21 protein-coding genes are annotated in these 21,280 nt (G+C 61.8%); 13 read left to right on the top strand and 8 right to left on the bottom strand.

What is annotated here, in order from left to right:
* Window positions 1-2: 2 nt before the first annotated feature.
* From folE to ACM6IM_RS26745, 3 genes are all read right to left on the bottom strand, one after another.
* Window positions 3-578, bottom strand: coding sequence for a GTP cyclohydrolase I FolE (folE, locus tag ACM6IM_RS26755; protein ID WP_414866762.1), 576 nt, complete (start codon window positions 576-578; stop codon window positions 3-5).
* A 21-nt stretch (window positions 579-599) separates the two neighbouring features.
* Window positions 600-1,310 carry a dihydromonapterin reductase gene (gene folM, locus ACM6IM_RS26750; RefSeq protein ID WP_192309765.1) on the bottom strand — a complete coding sequence of 237 codons (711 nt, stop codon included), beginning with the start codon at window positions 1,308-1,310 and terminating at the stop codon, window positions 600-602.
* Between the two features lie 114 nt (window positions 1,311-1,424).
* On the bottom strand, window positions 1,425-1,985 hold the full coding sequence (locus ACM6IM_RS26745; RefSeq protein ID WP_414866761.1) for an antibiotic biosynthesis monooxygenase: 561 nt from the start codon (window positions 1,983-1,985) through the stop codon (window positions 1,425-1,427).
* 210 nt (window positions 1,986-2,195) lie between these two features.
* On the opposite strand from ACM6IM_RS26745, the gene ACM6IM_RS26740 reads away from it, so the two are divergent.
* Window positions 2,196-3,152 (top strand): MerR family transcriptional regulator, encoded by a 957-nt coding sequence (locus tag ACM6IM_RS26740; RefSeq protein WP_192309770.1) that lies wholly within the window; start codon window positions 2,196-2,198, stop codon window positions 3,150-3,152.
* 1 nt (window position 3,153) lies between these two features.
* Here the strand turns inward: ACM6IM_RS26740 and ACM6IM_RS26735 are convergent, their stop codons facing one another.
* Together ACM6IM_RS26735 and ACM6IM_RS26730 are read right to left on the bottom strand one after the other, a co-directional pair.
* Window positions 3,154-3,759 (bottom strand): hypothetical protein, encoded by a 606-nt coding sequence (locus ACM6IM_RS26735; RefSeq protein ID WP_201194714.1) that lies wholly within the window; start codon window positions 3,757-3,759, stop codon window positions 3,154-3,156.
* 72 nt (window positions 3,760-3,831) lie between these two features.
* Window positions 3,832-4,290 (bottom strand): PAS domain-containing protein, encoded by a 459-nt coding sequence (locus ACM6IM_RS26730; protein WP_414866760.1) that lies wholly within the window; start codon window positions 4,288-4,290, stop codon window positions 3,832-3,834.
* A gap of 101 nt (window positions 4,291-4,391) precedes the next feature.
* On the opposite strand from ACM6IM_RS26730, the gene ACM6IM_RS26725 reads away from it, so the two are divergent.
* Complete coding sequence (locus tag ACM6IM_RS26725; protein WP_201194718.1) at window positions 4,392-4,847, top strand: flavodoxin; 456 nt, start codon at window positions 4,392-4,394, stop codon at window positions 4,845-4,847.
* Here ACM6IM_RS26725 and ACM6IM_RS26720 read toward each other — a convergent pair.
* Window positions 4,828-5,724: a LysR family transcriptional regulator gene (locus ACM6IM_RS26720; protein WP_414866759.1), complete on the bottom strand. Its 897-nt coding sequence runs from the start codon at window positions 5,722-5,724 to the stop codon at window positions 4,828-4,830. The two genes, ACM6IM_RS26725 and ACM6IM_RS26720, sit on opposite strands and share 20 nt — an antisense overlap.
* A 93-nt stretch (window positions 5,725-5,817) precedes the next feature.
* Here ACM6IM_RS26720 and ACM6IM_RS26715 point away from each other — a divergent pair, with 93 nt between their 5' ends.
* From ACM6IM_RS26715 to ACM6IM_RS26695, 5 genes are all read left to right on the top strand, one after another.
* Window positions 5,818-6,204 carry a CidA/LrgA family protein gene (locus ACM6IM_RS26715; RefSeq protein ID WP_414866758.1) on the top strand — a complete coding sequence of 129 codons (387 nt, stop codon included), beginning with the start codon at window positions 5,818-5,820 and terminating at the stop codon, window positions 6,202-6,204.
* On the top strand, window positions 6,194-6,880 hold the full coding sequence (locus ACM6IM_RS26710; protein ID WP_414866757.1) for an LrgB family protein: 687 nt from the start codon (window positions 6,194-6,196) through the stop codon (window positions 6,878-6,880). The genes ACM6IM_RS26715 and ACM6IM_RS26710 overlap by 11 nt, the downstream gene beginning before the upstream one ends.
* Window positions 6,881-7,011: 131 nt before the next feature.
* Complete coding sequence (locus ACM6IM_RS26705; RefSeq protein ID WP_414866756.1) at window positions 7,012-7,794, top strand: class II aldolase/adducin family protein; 783 nt, start codon at window positions 7,012-7,014, stop codon at window positions 7,792-7,794.
* Window positions 7,794-8,696, top strand: coding sequence for an alpha/beta fold hydrolase (locus ACM6IM_RS26700; protein ID WP_414866755.1), 903 nt, complete (start codon window positions 7,794-7,796; stop codon window positions 8,694-8,696). Before ACM6IM_RS26705 ends, ACM6IM_RS26700 begins: the two co-directional genes overlap by 1 nt.
* A gap of 270 nt (window positions 8,697-8,966) precedes the next feature.
* A complete protein-coding gene (locus ACM6IM_RS26695) occupies window positions 8,967-9,878 on the top strand; it encodes an SDR family oxidoreductase (protein WP_414866754.1) in 912 nt (303 codons plus the stop codon).
* 54 nt (window positions 9,879-9,932) lie between these two features.
* Here the strand turns inward: ACM6IM_RS26695 and ACM6IM_RS26690 are convergent, their stop codons facing one another.
* The gene (locus tag ACM6IM_RS26690; RefSeq protein WP_414866753.1) at window positions 9,933-10,700 is read right to left on the bottom strand and encodes an N-acetylmuramoyl-L-alanine amidase; all 768 of its coding nucleotides are present in this window, start codon (window positions 10,698-10,700) and stop codon (window positions 9,933-9,935) included.
* Window positions 10,701-11,285: 585 nt separating this feature from the next.
* Here ACM6IM_RS26690 and ACM6IM_RS26685 point away from each other — a divergent pair.
* From ACM6IM_RS26685 to ACM6IM_RS26670, 4 genes are all read left to right on the top strand, one after another.
* Window positions 11,286-13,079, top strand: a complete 1,794-nt coding sequence (locus ACM6IM_RS26685; protein WP_192309796.1) for a DUF1302 domain-containing protein — start codon at window positions 11,286-11,288, stop codon at window positions 13,077-13,079.
* Window positions 13,080-13,102: 23 nt separating this feature from the next.
* Window positions 13,103-14,470: a DUF1329 domain-containing protein gene (locus ACM6IM_RS26680; protein WP_414866752.1), complete on the top strand. Its 1,368-nt coding sequence runs from the start codon at window positions 13,103-13,105 to the stop codon at window positions 14,468-14,470.
* A gap of 140 nt (window positions 14,471-14,610) precedes the next feature.
* Window positions 14,611-17,163, top strand: coding sequence for a LuxR C-terminal-related transcriptional regulator (locus ACM6IM_RS26675; protein WP_414866751.1), 2,553 nt, complete (start codon window positions 14,611-14,613; stop codon window positions 17,161-17,163).
* 191 nt (window positions 17,164-17,354) lie between these two features.
* Window positions 17,355-17,681: a hypothetical protein gene (locus ACM6IM_RS26670; RefSeq protein WP_414866750.1), complete on the top strand. Its 327-nt coding sequence runs from the start codon at window positions 17,355-17,357 to the stop codon at window positions 17,679-17,681.
* Window positions 17,682-17,705: 24 nt separating this feature from the next.
* Here ACM6IM_RS26670 and ACM6IM_RS26665 read toward each other — a convergent pair whose 3' ends face one another.
* The gene (locus ACM6IM_RS26665) at window positions 17,706-18,500 is read right to left on the bottom strand and encodes an IclR family transcriptional regulator (RefSeq protein WP_201194735.1); all 795 of its coding nucleotides are present in this window, start codon (window positions 18,498-18,500) and stop codon (window positions 17,706-17,708) included.
* A 163-nt stretch (window positions 18,501-18,663) separates the two neighbouring features.
* Between ACM6IM_RS26665 and hmgA the strand changes: the two genes are divergently transcribed.
* Both hmgA and fahA read left to right on the top strand, forming a co-directional pair.
* Window positions 18,664-19,968: a homogentisate 1,2-dioxygenase gene (hmgA, locus tag ACM6IM_RS26660; protein ID WP_414866749.1), complete on the top strand. Its 1,305-nt coding sequence runs from the start codon at window positions 18,664-18,666 to the stop codon at window positions 19,966-19,968.
* A 3-nt stretch (window positions 19,969-19,971) separates the two neighbouring features.
* Complete coding sequence (fahA, locus tag ACM6IM_RS26655) at window positions 19,972-21,276, top strand: fumarylacetoacetase (protein WP_414866748.1); 1,305 nt, start codon at window positions 19,972-19,974, stop codon at window positions 21,274-21,276.
* Window positions 21,277-21,280: the final 4 nt, after the last annotated feature.

Genomic DNA, 21,280 nt, shown 5'->3' with positions numbered 1-21,280 from the left:
TACTACTTGCTCCGTCCAATCAATTGCAGGAACTCCTGGCGGGTGTTGCTCGACTCGCGGAAAGCGCCGAGCATCACCGAGGTGTTCATGGTCGAATTCTGTTTCTCGACGCCGCGCATCATCATGCACATGTGCCGGGCCTCGATGACCACCGCGACACCGGCCGCCCCCGTGACCTGTTGCACGGCGTCGGCGATTTGCCGGGTGAGGTTTTCCTGGATCTGCAGGCGTCGGGCGAACATGTCCACCAGCCGTGCAATCTTCGACAGGCCCAGCACCTTGCCCGTTGGAATATAAGCCACATGCGCCTTGCCGATGAAGGGCAGCATGTGATGTTCGCAGAGCGAGTACAACTCGATGTTGTCGACGATCACCATTTCATCGTTGTCGGAGGCGAACAGCGCGCCATTGACGATCTCTTCGAGACTCTGCTCATAACCGTGGCAAAGGTACTGCATGGCCTTGGCCGCGCGCATCGGAGTGTCGAGCAGGCCTTCACGGTCGGGGTTCTCGCCCAGGCCGATGAGAATCTCGCGATAGCTTTGGGACAGCGCATTCTGGTGCAGGGAAAACGTCATGGATGATCCTCGCTGCGTCGCCTACTTGAGGTGCCGTCCGCCGTTGACGGTCAGGGTCGTGCCGGTGACATAAGGGTTGTCGAGCAAATAACGCAGGCTCTGGTAAATCACTTCGCTGCCGGGTTCGATGCCCAGCGCCGACTTGGCCAGTGCCTTGGCGCGATACGTCGCGTCGTCGTGCGGATTGAACAGTAGCAGGGCCGGGGCAATCCCGTTGACCTTGATGGCGGGCGCGTACTTCGCCGCGAAGGACAGGGTCAGGCTGTCGAGCCCGGCCTTGCTGGCGCAGTAGCCGATGTGCTGGCTGCTGCCCTTGCGGGTCACGTCATCGCTGATGTGCACGATATCGGCCGGGTTCGAGCGTCGCAGCAGGTCGACGCAGTGCAGGTTGATCAGGTAGGGCGCCAACATGTGCACGCTGAACAGGCGGGTGAAGGCCTCGGCGTCGGTGTCCGGGGTCTCGGCCAGCCATTCGGAGGCGTTGTGGATAATTGCCCGCAGACTGTCGGTGTGGTTTTTCAGTTCGCCGATGAAAGCGAAAATGCCGGCTTCGCTGGACAGGTCGGCGAACAGCGCCGTTGCACCCAGATCACGCAGCGTCTGGACGCCGGGGCGTTCCGTGCGGTAGCTGAAAATCACCGCATGCCCGTCTTCGAGCAACCGCTGCGCACAGTGCAGGCCGACCCGTTGGGCGGCACCGGTAATGAGGATCGGGGCGGATGAAGAGGTCATGAACGGCTCGCGTTGCGGTCAGTGCAAAACTATACCAGCGCAACGCGAGGTTCACCTATGGCTGCAATTGCGTCAGCCCTGCCGGAGCGCGCTCGCTCCGGCACGAAGGCGACTTCAGCGGGTGGCTTCGGTCGACACTCGCCGCAGCGGGGCGCTGTTCAGCCAGCCCGCCAGCAGCCGGGTCGACAGCGGAATGAAGAAGTAGACCATCAGCGGCGTCAGGCACAGCGTGCTGATCAGCACCCGTGGCAGCAGGCTCAATTCGCCCAGCAGCGGACCGAGGACAAGGTTGAACAGCAACGATACCGGGAAGAACGCCAGCCAGATGGCCACTGCCTGTTTCCAGCGGGGCGGGCGCTGGCCGGCCGCACCGAACCAGCCTTCGATGCCGCTCACGCGATGTTCGGTCTTGTGCGCGAACAGGTCGCTGCCGCGGGTCAGCCAAGCCGTGCGCGAGGCCGAGTGCTCCCACGCCTGCATGGTCTGTTCATTGGCAAAGCGGAAGATGATCTGGAATTCGTCGCCGCCGGGTGGCGGGGCAAGCACGCCAGAGCCGAGATAACCCTGGAAGTCGGTGGCCAGTTGTTCGCCTTCGCGAAGCCAGGCCATCAGGTCCTGATAGCGTCCATCGGCGACGCGGCGCGCAACCATCAGTGTGACGGGTGAGGTAGTCATCATGTAACTCCGTAAGTCGAACGCGTCACTCCGGATAGGAGTTTCGCCAGGCGCAGCGCCGGGGTGGTGGGCTGCGTCTTGGTACAAGCAAGGAATACGCCGGATTCTACAGGTTATCGGATGACAATCCTCATTGACCTATGTCTTGAATCAAGAGGGGGTAGGCGAGGTAAGATAGGATCCAATTTGCCCAAAAGCGTTGTCTGCCCAATGCCTGTCTTGATTGACGATGTCACTGGTTCCCCGACGGCTGTTTCACTGGACCAGGAAGAACTGTTTCCGATTCGTGAGGTGTCTCGGCTGACCGGCGTCAACCCGGTCACGCTGCGCGCCTGGGAGCGTCGTTACGGTCTGATCCAGCCGACGCGCACCGAAAGCGGGCATCGTTTGTATGCGCTGGCCGATATCGAGCGGGTCCACAGCATCCTCGGCTGGCTCGACCGCGGCGTTGCCGTCAGCAAGGTCGGCAGGATCCTGGCCAAATCTGCGCCGCTTCAGGCGCTGTCGCACATCATCCCCAATGAGCTCGTACAGGCCGACTACGCGCAATGGCAGCAACAGGTGCATGCCGCCGTCAGCGCCTTTGACGACGTTCAGCTGGATCAGGTCTACGGGCAGATCTTTTCCAGCTACTCCCAGTCGGTGGTGTTCCAGGACATTCTGATCCCGCTGTGGAAGCGGCTGCTGCAGCACCAGGACCAGTTCGGCCAGACCAGCGAGTGGCTGTTCTATGACGGGTACCTGCGTACGCGGGTATTGCAACGCCTGCTGCTGATGCGCAATTCACCCCGTCGGGTGATCATCAGCGCCCTGGCGGGCCAGTGCCGTGAGCTCGAATTGCTGATCGCGGCATTGTTCCTGAGCGGCAATGACATGGGGGTGCGGTTGCTGACCATTGGCCAGCCGCTCGATGAGCTGACGCTGGTCTGCGAAAAGATCAAGCCGCAGGCGCTGGTGCTGTTTTCCAATCACGCACCGGCTCCCGACCTGCCGCGCCGGCTCAATCGATTGGCCATGAGCCTGGACTGTCAGTTGATGCTGGCGGGGGATGCGTCCGATCTGGCGCAGGAGAGCCTGGCCGGAACGTCCATCGGATGCCTGGGCAACGAGGGAACGGAAATGCGTCAGCGCTTGAAGCAGTTCCTGGCGGGCACCCTGGATACCTGAATCAGAGGTGCAGGGCGGGATGCGTCAGCCGGTGCTGCTGGAGGATGAACTGGCGCAGGCGCTCGGTTTCGTCCGTGTCGCTCTGGCTCAATTGATAGGCGTAGAAGCCGTTTTCGGCTTCTTTTTCGAAGGTGCCACGCATCGCGATGCGTTCGTAGCCTGAAGGGCTGAACCACAGGGCGAAATGCTTGGGCGGTTTGGTCTTGTTGCGCACTTCCAGCAGGACACCCTTGAACGACACCTCGTGCACCCACAGCGTCCCGGGCTGGCCACTGGCGTTTTCCAGGGCAACCGGTTCCTCGAGTACCAGGCGCCATGGCCGTATCGACGGCCCGTCCTCATAGATGCTGGGAACGCCCAGGCGCAGATGCAGGGCATGAAACTCATCTTCCACCAGGTGCAGCGGGAAGGTCATCTGCTGGTTTTCGAAACTGGCCTGGATGGTCACCTGCTCGTGCGCCGCGAGGCGCGTGAGCAGGTCACGGATTTGCGAACCACCGTTGACGAGCAGACTCGACGTTGCATCCCGCACGTTGAGTTGCGGGTTGTGTTGCATGGTCTGGATAAAATCCAGCTCATCCTGGGTCAGGAGTGCGTCACGTTGCATGATCTGCTCGAAAGAAAAAGTTACAAAGGCATCGGTGATTGTAGTTAATGACACTCAATTCTTTATTTTGTTTTAACCGTTCGTCGCTTTTAGTACGGCCAGCTCGTTTTGCAGCTCGGCGACCTGCGCTTCCAGCTGCGCAACCCGCTGTTGCGCCTTGACCTGAAGGGTGATGTCTTTCTGTACGCCGACAAAATACGTTTGGCCGTCCGCGGTGTTTTTCACTGTCGAAAGCGACAGTTCATTCCAGAAGGGTGTGCCGTCCTTGCGGTAATTGCGCAGGGTCTGCCGGCACGCGCCGCCGCGCTGCAAGGTGTCGCGAATCACCGCCAGCCCCTCTTGGTCACGGTCGCCGGACTGCAGGAAGCGGCAATCCTGATAGAGGATTTCTTCGCTGCTATAGCCGGTCATGCGTTCGAACGCCGGGTTGACGTAAATCAGGATGTTGTCGTGTTCGCCTTCCTTCTCTGCGATCACAATGCCGTCGTTGGACGCGTTGACCACCATTTGCAGTAGATGGGCGTTGATCATTTTGATGTTTTTCTCATTGTTGGACCTGCTGAAGTCTAAAAGAACATTCAGGACGGTGCTGTTAATATCCCGGTCTTTTACACAGCTCCAGGATCAGATTGATGAAAGTCGCCATCCTTTCCGGCTCGGTGTACGGCACGGCTGAAGAAGTCGCCCGCCACGCCGCGAACCTTTTGAAGACCGCAGGTTTCGAGGTGTTCCACAATCCTCGCGCGAGCTTCGCCGATGTCCAGGCCTTTGGCCCCGAAGCGTTCCTGGCAGTGACCTCGACCACCGGCATGGGCGAGTTGCCAGACAACCTGCAACCCTTGTACTTCGCCCTCCGCGATCAGTTGCCGGCGGCCTGGCGCGGTTTGCCGGGGGCGGTGATCGGCCTGGGCGATGCGAGTTACGGCGACACGTTCTGTGGCGGCGGCGAGCTGATGCGTGAGTTGCTGGGTGAAATGGGTGTTCGCGAAGTGCTGCCGATGCTGCGCCTGGACGCCAGCGAAAGCGTGACCCCGGAAACCGACGCCGAGCCCTGGCTGGCGCAACTGGTCAGCGCTCTGCGCGGCTGACGGGCCGCTCGCGCAACAGCGCGAGCCAGGCTTGTGCGGCCTTGGACAGGTAGGCGCCCTCGCGCCAGATGAACGCGATGTCCCAGCGCAGGTAGGCGGGGGCCTTCAAGGTCAGGCGGACCACGCCCGGTCGCACCAGCCCCCGCGCCACCACTCGTGGCAACAGCACCACGCCTTGCCCGGCCGCCACCAGCGCGGCGAGGAAGTCCGCCTGGCCGCTGCGCCCGCCTTCCTTCGGGGTGAAACCCACTTGCTGGCAGGCTTGCAGCAATCGGTCGTTGAGCACGAAGCTGCGCTGGTACAACAGAAACGGCGTATCCGCCAATTCCTCCAGCCTGATCGCGGTCTTTGTCGCCAGTGGGTGATCGGTCGGCAACAACGCGTCCATCGGTTCATCGCAAAACGGCTGGAAGGCGAACTGCGGGTCCTTGGGCAGCAAGCTACCGCCCAGTTCCAGCTCTCCGCTCAGGACACCCTGCTCGATGTTCAGGCTGCCGCCTTCGAGCAAGTGAATGCTGATGTTGGGGTAGCGACGCCGGTATTCGGCGAACAACTCGGCGAACAGCGCATCGCTGCCCAGCAGTGGCAACCCCAGGCGCAATTCGCCCCGGGCCAGTTGGCTCAAGTCATCGAGCTCGCTGAGCAGTTCGTTGCGCAGGCGCAGCATGCCTTCGGCGCGCTGCAGCACCACGCTGCCGGCGGCGGTCAGGCGCAATTGCGAGCCGAGGCGTTCGAGCAGCGGCGTACCGAGGCTCTTTTCCAGTTGGGCGACCTGCTTGCTCACGGCCGACTGACTGATGTGCAGGGTCTTGGCCGCCTGGGTGAAGCCCCCTTGGTGCATGACTTCGACGAAGCTGCGCAGCTGTTTGAATTCCATTGCCTGATTCCATTATGGAATGGCTTTGAGTCTAACAATTCGCTTCGGGGATGGCAGCCCGCTCCGTAAAATGAGCCGGCGAGGACTGAAGACATGAATGCATCCACCCTGAAAAACCTGGCCCGGCTGGCCACCGAACTGGCGGTCCTGCTGGCGATCTATGGGCTCGGCTGCCGGCTGGCTGTCTGGTCGGGTTGGCCGATTCCCGGTGGTGTCATCGGCATGGCGCTGTTGCTGCTGGCGTTCGCGCTGGGGCTGGTCAAGCCGGCCACGTTGCAGAAGGGCGCCGGTCTGTTGATGGCCGAGATGCTGCTGTTCTTTATCCCGGCGCTGATGAGCCTGCTCGATTACGGGGGGCTGTTGCGTGACGAAGGCTGGCGCATCCTGCTGGTGATCGGCGTCAGCACCCTGGTGGTGATGCTGGTGACGGCGTTCACCGTCGAATGGGTGGTGCGCTTGAGGAGGACCCGTGAAGCTTGAGTGGATGCCGATGTTCTGGCTGGTCTTCACGCTGCTGGCGTATGGATTCAGTCGCTGGATCTATCAGCGCACCGGGCGTTACCTGCTGTCGCCGCTGATTCTGGTGCCGGCCTTGCTGCTGGCGCTCGCGGTGCCGCTGCACACCGCGTACGCCGAATACTCGAGCAACACTCATTGGCTGATGGGGGTTCTGGGGCCGGTGACCGTCGCATTCGCGGTGCCGATCTGGCAGCAGCGCCAGGTGCTGATGCGGCATTGGTCGGCCCTTCTGCTCGGGATGCTGGCCGGCAGCGCGGCGTCCATCGGCAGCTTGTTCGGGCTGGCCAGGGCGCTGGCGCTGGACAGCTCGGTGACGATGTCGCTGGTGCCGCGCTCGATCACCACGCCATTCGCCATGCCCCTGGCCCACGACCTGGGAGGCGTGCCAGAGCTGACGGCGGTGTTCGTCATGTTCACCGGGGTGTTCGGGGCGATGCTGGGCGGCATCCTCCTCAAGTGGCTGCCCCTGCGCAGTGCCCTGGCCCGCGGCGCCCTGTTCGGTGTCGGCGCGCACGGTGCCGGGGTCAGTCGGGCGCGTGAAGTCGGCGGCGAGGAAGGCTCGGTGGCGGGGCTGGTGATGGTGTTGACGGGCCTGTTGAATCTGTTCGCTGCGCCCTTGTTGGCGTCGGTCCTTTGACATGGATCCAGACGACTTCGCGGACTGACTCGCTCGGCCATCAAGCTGGCTGCCAATGCAACTACAGGAACCTCGCTGCCTGACTAGACTGCTTCACGTGAGCAGAATAATAAGAACAGGAGTTCCTTGCCGTGAGCGTAGCCCCCGTCCAATCGCCCCACTCTGTCAGAGATCAGGTCAGTGCCGCCGAGTGGCAGACCCGTGTCGACCTGGCTGCCTGTTACCGCTTGGTCGCCCTGCATGGCTGGGACGATCTGATTTTCACCCACATTTCCGCCAAGGTGCCCGGCACCGAAGACTTCCTGATCAATCCGTTCGGGTTGATGTTCCATGAGATCACCGCATCGAGCCTGGTCAAGGTCGACCAGGCGGGCAACAAGTTGATGGACAGCCCTTACGAGATCAATCCGGCGGGCTACACCATCCACAGCGCCGTGCACGAGGTGCGCCACGATGTGGCCTGCGTGCTGCATACCCATACGGCATCGGGCGTTGCCGTGTCGGCGCAGAAGCAGGGCATCCTGCCGATCAGCCAGCAGTCGTTGTTCGTCCTGTCCAGCCTGGCCTTTCATGCCTACGAAGGTGTCGCGCTGAACCCTGAAGAGAAGGCGCGGTTGCAGGCCGACCTCGGTGAAAGCAATTTCCTGATGCTGCACAACCACGGCCTGCTGACCTGCGGCGGCACCATCGCCGACACGTTCCTGATGATGTTCATCTTTCAGCGCACCTGCGACATCCAGGTCATGGCGCAGAGCGGCGGTGCCGAACTGATTGCCATCCCGCCGCCGATTCTGGCGGGCGCCAAGGCGATGATCGCCGGTGTCACCAAAAGCGCTCAAGGGATGGGCGGCGCACTGGCCTGGCCAGCGTTGCTGCGCAAACTCGATCAACAAGACGCGGGATACAAACTCTGATGCCTCTTGCCGAGATTCCCCTGAGTGTCTGGCGCAAACGCGGTCAGTCGTTCGTGTTCCATGGCCAGACCGTGCGTTACTGGACGGCCGGGCAGGGTGAGCCGCTGCTGCTGATCCATGGCTTTCCCACCGCCAGCTGGGACTGGCATTACCTGTGGCAGCCCCTGGCCCAGCGCTATCGCCTGATCGCCTGCGACATGCTGGGCTTCGGTGATTCGGCCAAACCACTGGACCACGAATACAGCCTGCTGGAACAGGCCGATCTGCAACAGGCGCTGCTGGAGCACCTGGGTGTCGAGCAACCGGTGCACTTGCTGGCCCACGACTACGGGGACAGCGTGGCCCAGGAACTGCTGGCCCGGCACTACGAAGCGCGCATTCATCTGGCCAGTTGCGTGTTTCTCAACGGTGGCCTGTTTCCGGAAACCCATCGCCCGGTGCTGATGCAGAAACTGTTGCTCAGCCCGCTGGGCTGGATGATCGGTCGTGCGTTCTCTCGCGATGCGCTGGTGAAAAGTTTCCGGCAGATCTTCGGTCCGCAGAGCCGGCCAACCGAGAGTGAACTGGATGACTTCTGGAGCCTGGTGGAGAGCAATCGCGGACCACGGATCCTGCACAAACTGATCAGCTACATTCCCGAGCGACGGGTCCAGCGCGACCGCTGGGTCAGCGCCATGCAGCGCGGCGAAGTGCCGTTGCGGGTCATCGATGGCGAAGTCGATCCAATTTCCGGCGCGCACATGGTCCAGCGCTATCAGCAACTGATCCCCAGCCCGGACACGGTGTTGTTGCCCGGCATCGGCCACTACCCGCAGACCGAGGCGCCGGCACAGGTATTGGAGCACTACCTGGCGTTTCGTGACCGGCTGACGCCTGCGCCGCTCAAAGTCGCGTGCTCGTAGGACCAGCTTCGACTGCTGTGGCAACGAGCTTGCTCGCGAAAAGCGTCCGGACATCTCGCGCCTTCATTGAAAACCCTCGCCGGAACGCCGCCCGGAGCCGGCGCGCGCGCCCACGCGTTCTCTCATAAAGAGCATGCAGACAGTCCATTCCGCAGGCGCATCATCCCCCAGCCTTATCGCACACCATTCAGCCTTGCCCGGGATCATTGTGACCCGACCCTGCGTGGCCGACACTCGGATTCATAGTCCCTGGCCTGCTGGAGCCCCGCAATGAACGAGTCTGTGCGTTTCGAAGATAAAGTCGTGATCATTACTGGCGCCGGCGGCGGCCTGGGGCGTGCCCACGCGTTGCTGTTCGCCCGCCACGGGGCCAAGGTGCTGGTCAACGACCTCGGCGGCTCGACCCAGGGTGAAGGTGCCAACGCGTCGGCTGCCGATCGCGTGGTGGCGGAGATCCGCGAGGCGGGCGGCATTGCCGAGGCCAACCACGACTCCGTCACCGACGGCGAAAAAATCGTTCAGAACGCCCTCGATGCCTTCGGCCGTGTCGACGTCGTGGTCAACAACGCCGGCATCCTGCGCGACAAGACCTTTCACAAGATGGACGATGCCGATTGGGACCTGGTGTATCGCGTGCACGTCGAGGGTGCCTACAAAGTCACCCGCGCCGCCTGGCCACACCTGCGCGAGCAAAACTACGGCCGGGTGATCTTCACGGCGTCGACCTCGGGCATCTACGGCAACTTCGGCCAGTCCAACTATGGCATGGCCAAGCTTGGCCTCTATGGCCTGACCCGCACCCTGGCCATCGAAGGTCGCAAGAACAACATCCTGGTCAACGCCATTGCCCCCACCGGCGGCACCCGCATGACCGAAGGCCTGATCCCGCCGCAGGTGTTCGAGCAACTCAAGCCGGAACTGGTCAGCCCGTTGGTGGTGTACCTGGCCAGCGAAAACTGCCAGGAAACCTCCGGGCTCTTCGAGGTGGGCGGCGGCTGGATGGGCAAAGTGCGCTGGGAGCGCAGCCTCGGCGCGGGGTTCGATCCACGGGCCGGGTTCTCGCCTGAAGACGTGGCCGCCCACTGGCAGCAGATTTGTGATTTTGAAGGCGCGGCGCACCCGAAAGACAACATCGAAGCGCTGAAGGAAATGATGAACAACCTGCAGAAGTACGCGATCTGACGATCCGGCCTGTGGGTGGGAGCGAGCAGGGTCGCTCCCGCAGTGTCTCAACATTTACGCAAAGTACTTGCTGACCAGCGCCGCCAGGTTCGCCGCGGTTTGCACATCCATGACCCCGTCGTATCGCTCGGGGCGGAAGTGCAACTGAAACGCCCGCACCAGTTGGGTGAAGCCTTGATCGTTGACCGCGCCGCAAACGTCATAGCCATAGGTCTTGAACAGCCTGAGCAATTCGGCCCGCTCCGGCATTGCCGTTTGCGTGTACTGATCCTGGAAAGTCTGTTGAGTGGTTTCATCGAACCAGGCGCCGACGCCCTTCAAATACAGCGCATGCCAGGGAAACCTCGGTCCCGGGTCGCTTTTGCGACCGATTGAAATGTCCGAATGACCGAGAACCTGGGTCGGAGCGATATCCGGGTAACGTCCCAGGATGTTCAACGCCAGCGTTTCAATCGCCTCGATCTGCGCCGGATGATAGGGCGGAAACGTGAACACGCCATCCTTGAAGGATGCAAGGTTGACGATTTCCACGCCGATCGCGGTGTCGTTCAAACTGGTTCGACTGCCCCAGGCGCTGACGCCCGCGTGCCACGCGCGATGCTGTTCGTCGACCAGATTGAAGACTTCCTGCTCACGATAGCCCGCCTCCAGATAACTCTGGTCCGTCATGTCGGGGATCAGGTAGTGGGCGCTCACATTCGGGCCCGTCAGTGTGCTGAGGGAATTGGAAAAGTTGCCGGCGGTGTAATGGAAAACAAGAAAGCGGATGCGGCTGTTGTAACTTTTTATGGAGCGGAATTTGTTATAGAGGATGGGCTTCATAAAAATGCTCTTGTATGAGTGGGTTGATCCTGCGATTGCGGCAGTGATCAGCTTTGCTCATTCGGCATTTCGCGTGGTTACAGATTCCTGTAGTCACTTTCCTCAAGTGACGTCAGTCATCAAAAACTCACCCCCAAAAAAAGGCCGCTGCAAACGCAGCGGCCAAGGTAAGACGTTGGATTAAGGAGCTACAAATCAACGTCAGTGCACACAGGGTGAAGAGCCGAAAACCTTCGACTCCTCTGAATGTTGTCGCCGCATCACACCGCGTCGCGACGGCCTTCCAGGCGGTCCTCGTGAAAGCCAGACAAGAATAAGCGGCTGAACCCAAAGGAAAAATAGCGATTCCCGACATGCAGTATTGCAGGCTGAGCAACAGTCGGGGGCCGGGGATTCGATTGGCTCTGTTACATCATGCGTCTGACTGATCAGCCCCTATCCACTGCGTCCATGCCTGGCGCAATCCCGTGCGCTGCAAGGCCATTCATCCTTTCGAGCGACACCGCAAATACCTCCTTCGTGCGCTTATCGCCTCCCGGCGGCGGCAGTAGGGTGTGGCCTTCTGTCACTCACCGGGGAAGACGCATGACAAAAACAACAATGCGCGCCATCTTCACGCCGCAGGCGCTGGCCACTGCGGTGGCCTTGGGTTGCTGTGCCCAGGCGCAGGCAGTCTCATTCAACATCGGAGAAATCGAGGCCACGTTCGACTCTTCGCTTTCGGTCGGCGCGAGCTGGGGCATGCGCGATGCCAAGCAGTCGCTGGTCGGCACCGTCAACGGCGGCAGCGGGCAGGCATCGACCGGTGACGACGGACGCCAGAACTTCACCAAGGGTGAAACCTTCTCGAAGATCTTCAAGGGCATCCACGACCTCGAGCTGAAATACGGCGACACCGGCGTGTTCGTGCGGGGCAAGTACTGGTACGACTTCGAACTGAAGGATGAAGACCGGCCGTTCAAGCCGATCAGCGATCACAATCGCAAAGAGGGTTCCAAGTCGGCGGGTGCGGAAATCCTCGATGCCTTCGTCTATCACAACTATTCGATCGCCGACCTGCCGGGCTCGGTGCGTGCCGGCAAGCAGGTGGTCAGCTGGGGGGAAAGCACGTTCATCGGCAACTCGATCAACAGCATCAACCCGATCGACGTTTCCGCGTTTCGCCGTCCGGGCGCCGAGATCAAGGAAGGCCTGATACCGGTGAACATGCTGTTCGCCACCCAGGGCCTGACCGACAAGCTGACGGTGGAAGGCTTCTATCAACTGGAGTGGGACCAGACCGTTCTCGACAACTGCGGCACCTTCTTCGGCGGTGACGTCGCGGCGGACGGTTGCACCACCGGCTACACCGTCGCCAGCCCTGCAATCGCTCCGTTGCAACCGATTGCCGCAGCGTTTGGCCAAGGCTTCCAGGTCGGCCGGGAAGGGGTGATCGTGCCCCGTGGCGGCGACCGCGATGCCCGCGACTCCGGACAATGGGGCACGGCGCTGCGCTGGCTGGGTGACGACACCGAATACGGCCTGTACTTCATGAACTACCACAGCCGCACGCCGTACGTCGGCACCAGCACCGCCGGGCTGGGTACGCTGGCGCGGCTGCCGGCGATCATCGCAACCGCGAACGCCATCGCCCCCGGCAGCGGTGCAGGCTTGGCCCAGAGCGTGATGCTCGGGCGCGGCCAGTATTACCTCGAATACCCGGAAGACATCCGTCTCTATGGCGCCAGCTTCTCCACTACCTTGCCCACCGGCACCGCGTGGACCGGCGAGATCAGTTACCGGCCCAACCTGCCGGTGCAGATCAACAGCACAGACCTGACCCTGGCCATGATCAACCCGATTGCAGGCGGCGCGGCATCGCCGATTGCCACTCGGCCCGGGGCTGACAACAAAGGCTATCGGCGCAAGGAGGTGACGCAGGTCCAGAGCACCCTGACGCATTTCATCGATCAGTTCGCCGGGGCCGACCGGCTGACCCTGGTGGGCGAAGCGGCGGTGGTTCACGTCGGTGGCCTGGAGGACAAAAGCAAACTGCGTTACGGCCGTGATTCGGTCTACGGCCAATACGGCTTCGGCGGCGACACCGACGGTTTCGTCACGTCGACCTCCTGGGGTTATCGCGCCCGCGCGATCCTCGATTACAACAACGTGATCGCCGGGATCAACTTCAAACCCAACCTGTCGTGGTCCCACGACGTCGCCGGTTACGGCCCCAACGGGCTGTTCAACGAAGGCGCCAAGGCGATCAGCGTCGGCGTCGATGCGGACTACCGCAACACCTACACCGCGAGCCTGAGTTACACCGATTTTTTCGGTGGTGACTACAACACTCTGGAAGACCGTGACTTCCTGGCGTTGAGCTTTGGCGTGAACTTCTGATCTGGCTGAGAAGGATGATTTCAATGCGCAAGATGATTTTGCAATGTGGCGTTCTGGCCCTGGGCCTGTTGGCTGCCCATGTAATGGCCGCGGTGTCGCCGGAAGAAGCGAACAAGCTCGGCACCAGCCTGACGCCGTTGGGCGCAGAAAAGGCCGGCAATGCCGATGGCTCGATTCCGGCCTGGACCGGCGGCCTGCCGAAAAATGCCGGCGCGGTGGACAGCAAGGGCTTCCTGGCAGACCCCTTTGCCAGTGAGAAGCCGCTGTTCACCATCACGGCGGCCAACGTCGATCAATACAAGGACAAGCTGTCCGACGGGCAGGTCGCGATGTTCAAGCGCTACCCGCAGACCTACAGGATTCCGGTCTATCCGACGCATCGTACGGCGGCGGTGCCGGCGGACATCTACGAATCGGCCAAGCGCAGTGCGCTGAACGTGACACCGATCAACGACGGTAACGGCCTGGCCAATTTCACCGGCAATCGTTACTACGCCTTTCCGATTCCGAAGAACGGCGTCGAAGTGATCTGGAACCACATCACCCGTTATCACGGCGGCAACCTGCGTCGCACCATCACGCAGGCCACGCCGCAGGCCAATGGCGATTTCACCGTCATCCGCTTCAAGGATGAAGTGGCCGTGCCTTCGCTGCTGGGGGATCTGAAGCCGGGCAGCGACGATAACGTGCTCAATTACTTCAAACAGGAAGTCACGGCGCCGGCGCGGCTGGCGGGCAACGTGCTGCTGGTTCACGAGACCCTCGACCAGGTCAGGGAACCGCGCAAGGCCTGGATCTACAACGCTGGCCAGCGTCGGGTGCGGCGTGCGCCGCAGGTGGCGTATGACGGCGTCGGCACCTCGTCCGACGGGTTGCGCACCACCGACAACTTCGACATGTTCTCCGGCGCGCCGGATCGCTACGACTGGAAGCTGATCGGCAAGAAGGAAATGTACATCCCCTACAACAGCTACAAGCTCGACTCGCCGGACCTCAAGTACACCGATGTGATCAAGGCCGGGCACATCAACCAGGACCTGACCCGCTACGAACTGCACCGGGTCTGGGAAATCGTCGCCACGGTCAAGCCCAACGAGCGCCACGTCTATGCCAAACGCCACATGTACATCGACGAAGACACCTGGCAGGTGGCACTGGCGGACCACTACGACGGTCGCGGGCAACTGTGGCGTGTGGCTGAAGGGCACGCGCAGAACTACTACGATCATCAGGTGCCGGCCTATACCGTTGAAGCGTTGTATGACCTGATCGCCGGACGCTACATCGCCCTGGGCATGAAGAACGAGGAGAAGCGCAGTTTCGAGTTCGGCATCGAAGCCAAAGCGGGTGACTACACGCCGGCAGCGCTGAGGAGTACAGGCGTTAGGTAATCATTCCTACGTGTTCAACAGAAAAAGGTGACTTTGCGGTCACCTTTTTTATAGGGGCCAATCAGTGTGTTGAATACTTCTTCAACAAGCCGTGTGGAGAGGACTAGGGTGACGCTACAAAAATAACAAGGCGCACCGCTATGACCGCCATGACAGCATGGCCGGACCGTCCTGGATTCCTGCCCCGTTTATCCACCCATCACCTGTCTCGCGAGCGACTGACCGAGCCACTGCTGGCCTCTAGCGCACGGGTCAAACTGATCTGTGCACCGGCCGGCAGCGGCAAGAGTGCGCTGCTCATCGAATGCCTGTTGCGTGCGCCGGCGTCATGCCAGGTCTGTTGGCTGCCGTTGGCCGGGGCGTCGATCAGTGCCGCTGAGTTTGTCCTGCGCCTGGCGCAGGGGCTGGGATCGGACGCGGTGGACGAGGCCGGATTGCGCGCACACCTGGCACGGGTGCAAACGCCGATCTGGCTGTGCCTGGATGACTATTGCCGCACGCCCAATCCGGAGCTGGACCCGTTGCTCGACCGCCTGCTGGCCGACAGCAGCCCGGCGGTCACCTGGTGGTTGAGTGCGCGCCGGCGCCCGCTGTGCAATTGGCCACGGTTATTGCTCGCGGACGAACTGTACGACTGCGAACGTGAAACCCTGGCGTTCACCCAGGCCGAAATCGCCGGGCTGCTGCGTCACCTGGAGCCGGAGCAGGCCGCCAGGCGTGCCGGTCGAATCATCGAATTGAGCGGCGGCTGGTGCGCGGGCGTGCGCATTGCCCTGCTGCAAAAGTGCGACAGGTCGCGCAATGAGCAACTGCACGGCCGGCCGGACACCCTGCATGACTACCTCGAACACGAGCTGTTCGGCATTCTCACCCCGCAACTCAGTGAGGCCTGGCGCGTGCTGGCTCATTTGCCGCGATTCAACGCCCGCTTGTGCGAACACCTGTTCGGTGCCGGGGAGGGGGCCCAGTGCCTGAGTACGTTGCAGGCGTTGGGTTGTTTCATCGAACCCTGGCGGGACTCCACGGACTGGTTGCAGGTTTTCGCGCCGCTGACCCAGTTGATGCGTGAGGAACAGTGGCCGCAGGCGCGATCCTGGCATCGTCGCGCCTGCCAGTGGTTCACGGCCGAGCACGACTGGAAAGCGGCCTTCGAGCAGGCCTTGCTGGCCGAAGAATTTGAAGTCGCGGTCAGCCTGTTGCGGCATTTCAGTTTCGAGCACCTGTTCGAGGAGCAGACCATCGTGCTGTTGTTGCGCCTGCATGAGCGCAAGGGGGAGGCCCTGATGCTGGGTTCGCCCCAACTGGTGGGGCTGATCAGCGCTGCCTTGCTGGTTGCCGGGCGTTTCGAGCAGGCGGGTGAGTGCATCGACAATCTGTCGCGCTTCCTGCCTCAGCCGTCGGCGTTGCTGCAACGCCAACTGATCGCGCGCTGGCAGACATTGCAGGGGTGGCTGCTGCATTTGCAGGGGCGCATGGAACCATCGCAGGCCCATTTACAGGCAGCGCTCGGCGAGCTCGGCCCCGAGGTCTGGAATGCCCGGGTGATGTGTCTCTCGGGGCTGACCCAGCAGGCCCTGTTGCGTGGCGAGCTGGACGTGGCGCAAGCCCTCAACCGTGAGGCCTTGTGCCTGGCGCGTGCGCAGGATTCGCTGGTGTTCGAGGGGCTGCTGGAACTCGATCATGCGCAGTGCCTTGAGCAGCGAGGGGCGCCTTGTCGGGCGGAGAATCTGCTGGCCCATCTTCACCAATGGCTGAGTGACCGCGCCGAGTGCGCCGTTCCACTGTTGGGGCGAATCGCCCTGCGGCGAGGTCGTCTGGCCCTCAGTCGTGGCGAGGACGAGGTCGCTCGTGGTTTCTTTCAGGCCGGCCTCGAGCGTTGCCTGCACAGCCAGGATAAACGCGTGCTGTATGGGTTTCTCGGGCAGGCGCAGCTGGCCGCCAATCAGCGCGATTACGCCCAGGCGTTCAATCGCCTGCGCGACGCCGAGCGGTTGATGCAACAGCGGCAGATTCCGGACACCGTCTACCGGGGGGCATTGCTGCAATTGAGCAGTCAGTTCTGGCTGCAACAGGGGCGCCCGGAACTGGCCTGCGAGGCCCTGACCCGGGTGCTGCGGCATTACCGCGGGCCTCACGCACGCCAGGCCCCGCCGGCCACGTTGCAATTGATCGCCCGTATCGAGTACCAGTTGGTGCTGGCCGAGACCTATCTGCAAAAAGCGCAAAACCCCCTCGACACGCTGGGGGCTTTGCTCGAACGCGCGCAGGCTCAGGGGATGCTGGCCCTGGAGTGCGAGCTGCATCTGGCCATCTGCGAAGTGGCGGACCTGACAGGCCAACCCGCGCGCGCCAGCGCTGCGCTGCAGACAGGCCTGGAGCTGGCGGCCCGCTGCAATTTACAGCAACCCCAGCGCGAACTGCGCCTGCGCCGGCCGAGCCTGTTCAGTCGATCGCAAGAAGGTACGCCCGTGATCCCGGGGACAACGGACGCCCACTTGCTCAGTGGACGTGAGCTCGAAGTGTTGAGCCTGATTGCCCAGGGCAACTCCAATCAACAGATTGCCGAGCAATTGTTCATTTCGCTCCACACCGTCAAAACCCATGCGCGGCGAATTTACAGCAAGTTAGGTGTTGAACGACGTACGCAGGCGGTGGCACTGGCAAAGAAGTCTGGGTTCATTACTTTGGCCTGATGCAAGTTTGTCCTGTTTGTCGTCTGTCTTTGTTAGTTGCTGTTTTATTGTTTTCTGCGCAACAAATTAAAACACACCGCACGATTACAAGTGTCGTTGTTTTAACTAATATCCGCTCCAGTGCTTAAATATCAAACAGTCATGGAATGGCTGGGTGGGCACTGTCATTTTATTAATTAAGGATTGAAGAAATGGAAAATCTTAATATTGATCGCGTGCGTGCCATCCTGCATGCGCGGTTAAGTGGTCGCGGCATCGATGTCGATAAAGTTTATATTACCGGTGTCAATACGCCTCAGGAAAAGTTGGTTATCTACTCGGAGTCCCTGGTGTGGGCCTGCTTTCTAATGTTGCAGGAAGGGCAAGTACCAAAGTTCGGCGGCGAGCACATGGGCGTTTTCTCCGAACGTCATACATTCGACGATAAATACCGCTTCAAAGGTCTGGAGTTTGATGAAATCAATGGCCTGGGTGCGGACATGGCCAAGGTTTTTCTGGCTGAACCTGCCATGGCCTGAAACCGGGTGTTAAACCCCCGTCTTTCATGAACCCGGTGCGGTGGATTCAAATCCCATCCGCCAACTCACGGCCCGTGTCGCCGCCAGCAATCGCTGCGCCGCCGGGCCGTTTTCGTCGGCGTGAAACAGGGACGCCGGGCCAACGATGGTCATCACCGCAACCACGTTGCCCAGGGCATTGAACACCGGCGCCGACAACGCATCGACGCCCGGCATCAGCAAGCCATGCACATGGTGCAGGCCACGCTGACGGATCTGCTCGCAGAGTGTGGCGTAAGCCTGATCATCGGCCAGCGCATGGGCCTTCACGTTGTGCAGTTCCTGGACGCGCAAGTCGATGGTTTCACGCTTGGGCAAAAAAGCGCCGAACACCAGCCCGGTGGATGAACTGAGCAGCGGCAGCACCGAGCCCAATTGCGTCACCACGGTCACCGCACGCACGGCCGGCTCGATGTGCACCACCGTTGCACCCTGATTACCCCACACCGCCAGGAAGCAGGTTTCGTTCAGCTCGTCGCGTAACTCGGCCAGGGGCAGGGCGCCGACTTTCAGCACGTCCATACTGTTGAGTGCGGCCAACCCCACCCGCAGGGCTTCGCGCCCCAGGCCATAGTGGTTGGTGGTGGCGTTCTGTTCGGCAAAACCGCTGGCGATCAGTGCCTGCAAATAACGATGGACCTTGCTCGCCGGCATCTGCACGTGCTCGGCCAGGCGCGACAGCGAAGTCGACGGCGCCAATTCCGCCAGTGCCTTGAGGATGTCGGTGCCGACCTCGGCCGAGCGGACTTTCTGTTTATCGTTGTTGCGCGGCGTTTCCATGGTGGCGATCTGATCCGGGACGAATGGGCGTCTTTATAGCTTGACGGTCAATACCGATCAAATTACGTTAAGCGTAATTGAATTACGATAAAAATAACCCAGGCATGCCGCCACCTCTGCAACAGAGTGCCGGCCATTGCCTACGCCCTGTTCAGGAGGCTCCATGAACCTCGATTCAACGTCGCCAGCGCTGGCTTATCAGTCGGGCTTCGGCAACGAATTCAGCAGCGAAGCGTTACCCGGCGCGCTGCCCGTCGGCCAGAACTCCCCGCAAAAAGCCCCCTACGGCCTGTACACCGAACTGCTGTCCGGCACCGCGTTCACCATGCCCCGCAGTGAAGCGCGACGCACCTGGATGTATCGCATCCAGCCCTCGGCGAATCACCCCGCCTTCGTCAAGCTCGAGCGGCAGCTGTCCGGTGGCCCGTTGGGTGAAGTGACGCCCAATCGCCTGCGCTGGAATGCTCTGGAGATGCCTGCCGAACCGACGGATTTCATCGATGGCCTGGTCAGTATGGTGGCCAATGCCGATGCCGATAAACCGACCGGCATCAGCATCCACCAGTACCGCGCCAACCAATCGATGGAGCGGGTGTTCTACAACGCCGACGGCGAACTGTTGCTGGTCCCGCAACTCGGGCGCCTGCGCATTGCCACCGAACTGGGCGTGCTGGACGTGCAACCGCTGGAAATCGCCGTGCTGCCACGGGGCCTGAAATTTCGCGTCGAGTTGCTTGATCCGCAGGCGCGCGGGTACGTCGCCGAGAACCACGGTGCGCCGCTGCGCCTGCCGGACCTGGGGCCTATCGGCAGCAACGGCCTGGCCAATCCGCGAGATTTCCTGACCCCGGTCGCGCACTACGAACACCTCACGCAACCGACGGTGCTGGTGCAGAAATTCCTCGGTCAGTTGTGGGGCTGCGAACTCGATCATTCGCCCCTCAACGTGGTCGCCTGGCACGGCAACAACGTGCCGTACAAGTATGACCTGCGTCGGTTCAACACCCTCGGCACGGTCAGCTTCGATCATCCAGACCCGTCGATTTTCACCGTCCTGACGTCGCCGACCAGCGTTCACGGCCTGGCCAACCTGGACTTCGTGATCTTCCCGCCCCGTTGGATGGTGGCCGAGAAAACTTTCCGGCCGCCGTGGTTCCACCGCAACCTGATGAACGAGTTCATGGGCCTGATCACGGGCGAGTACGACGCCAAGGCCGAAGGCTTCGTGCCCGGTGGTGCGTCGCTGCACAGCTGCATGAGCGCCCACGGCCCGGACGGCGAAACCTGCACCCGGGCGATCAACGCCGAACTGGCCCCGGCAAAAATCGATAACACCATGGCCTTCATGTTCGAGACCAGCCAGGTGCTGCGTCCGAGCCGTTTCGCCCTGGACTGCCCGCAACTGCAAACCCGCTACGACGCCTGCTGGGCCACGTTGCCCGCCACTTTCGACCCGACCCGGAGATAACCCATGACTCAGACTTCCATCACTCGCAGCTGGGTAGCCTCCGCCAACGGTCATGAGGATTTCCCCCTGCAGAACCTGCCGCTGGGCGTGTTCAGCGTGCAAGGTTCGGCGCCACGCAGCGGCGTCGCCATCGGTGAGCATATCTTCGATCTGGAAGCGGCACTGGAGGCCGGCCTGTTCGAAGGCGCTGCGAAAGCCGCCGTGCAAGCCACCCGTGGCGGTCAGCTCAATGCCTTTTTCGAACTGGGCCGCGACGCACGCATTGCCTTGCGTGAACGCTTGATCGAGCTGCTCAGGGAAGGCAGCACCCTGCACGGCAAGATCGAAGCCCAGGGCGCAAAACTGCTGCCGCTGGCGGCCCACTGCGAGATGCACCTGCCGGCCAGGATCGGCGACTACACCGACTTCTATGTCGGCATCGAGCACGCGCAAAACGTCGGCAAGTTGTTCCGCCCCGATAACCCCCTGCTGCCGAATTACAAGCACGTGCCGATTGGTTATCACGGTCGGGCCTCGACCGTTCGCCCCTCCGGTACCGACGTGCGTCGTCCCAAGGGCCAGACCCTGCCGGCCGGTCAGACCGAGCCAACGTTCGGCCCGTGTGCACGCCTGGACTACGAGCTGGAGCTGGGCATCTGGATCGGCCAGGGCAATGCGATGGGCGAGTCGATTGGCATTGCCGAGGCTGGCGACCACATCGCCGGCTTCTGCCTGCTCAACGACTGGTCGGCGCGGGACATCCAGGCCTGGGAGTACCAGCCGCTGGGACCGTTCCTGTCCAAGAGTTTCATCACCAGCGTTTCGCCGTGGGTGGTGACCGCCGAAGCGCTGGAGCCGTTCCGCCGTGCGCAAGCGGCGCGACCCGAAGGCGACCCGCAGCCGCTGCCTTACCTGTTCGACAGCCGCGACCAGGCCGCAGGCGCTTTCGACATCGAGCTGGAAGTGCTGCTGATCACCGAAGGCCTGCGCGAGCAGAATTTGCCGGCCCATCGCCTGACCCTGAGCAACACCCAATACATGTACTGGACCGTGGCGCAGATGGTCGCGCACCACAGCGTCAACGGCTGCCAGTTGCAGGCCGGCGACCTGTTCGGTTCGGGCACGTTGTCGGGGCCGGAAAGCGGCCAGTTCGGCAGTCTGCTGGAAATCACCGAAGGCGGTAAAAAGCCGATCGAACTGGCCTCTGGCGAAGTGCGCAAGTTCCTGGAGGACGGCGACGAAATCATCCTGCGCGCGCGCTGCCGTCGCGACGGCTTTGCCTCCATCGGTTTCGGTGAATGCCGTGGCAAAGTGCTGTCGGCGCGTTGAGAGG

This window comes from Pseudomonas sp. IT-P12, from assembly GCF_949767465.1.
In the GTDB taxonomy this organism is placed as follows: Bacteria; Pseudomonadota; Gammaproteobacteria; order Pseudomonadales; family Pseudomonadaceae; genus Aquipseudomonas.
This window is presented reverse-complemented; position numbering and strand designations above follow the sequence as displayed.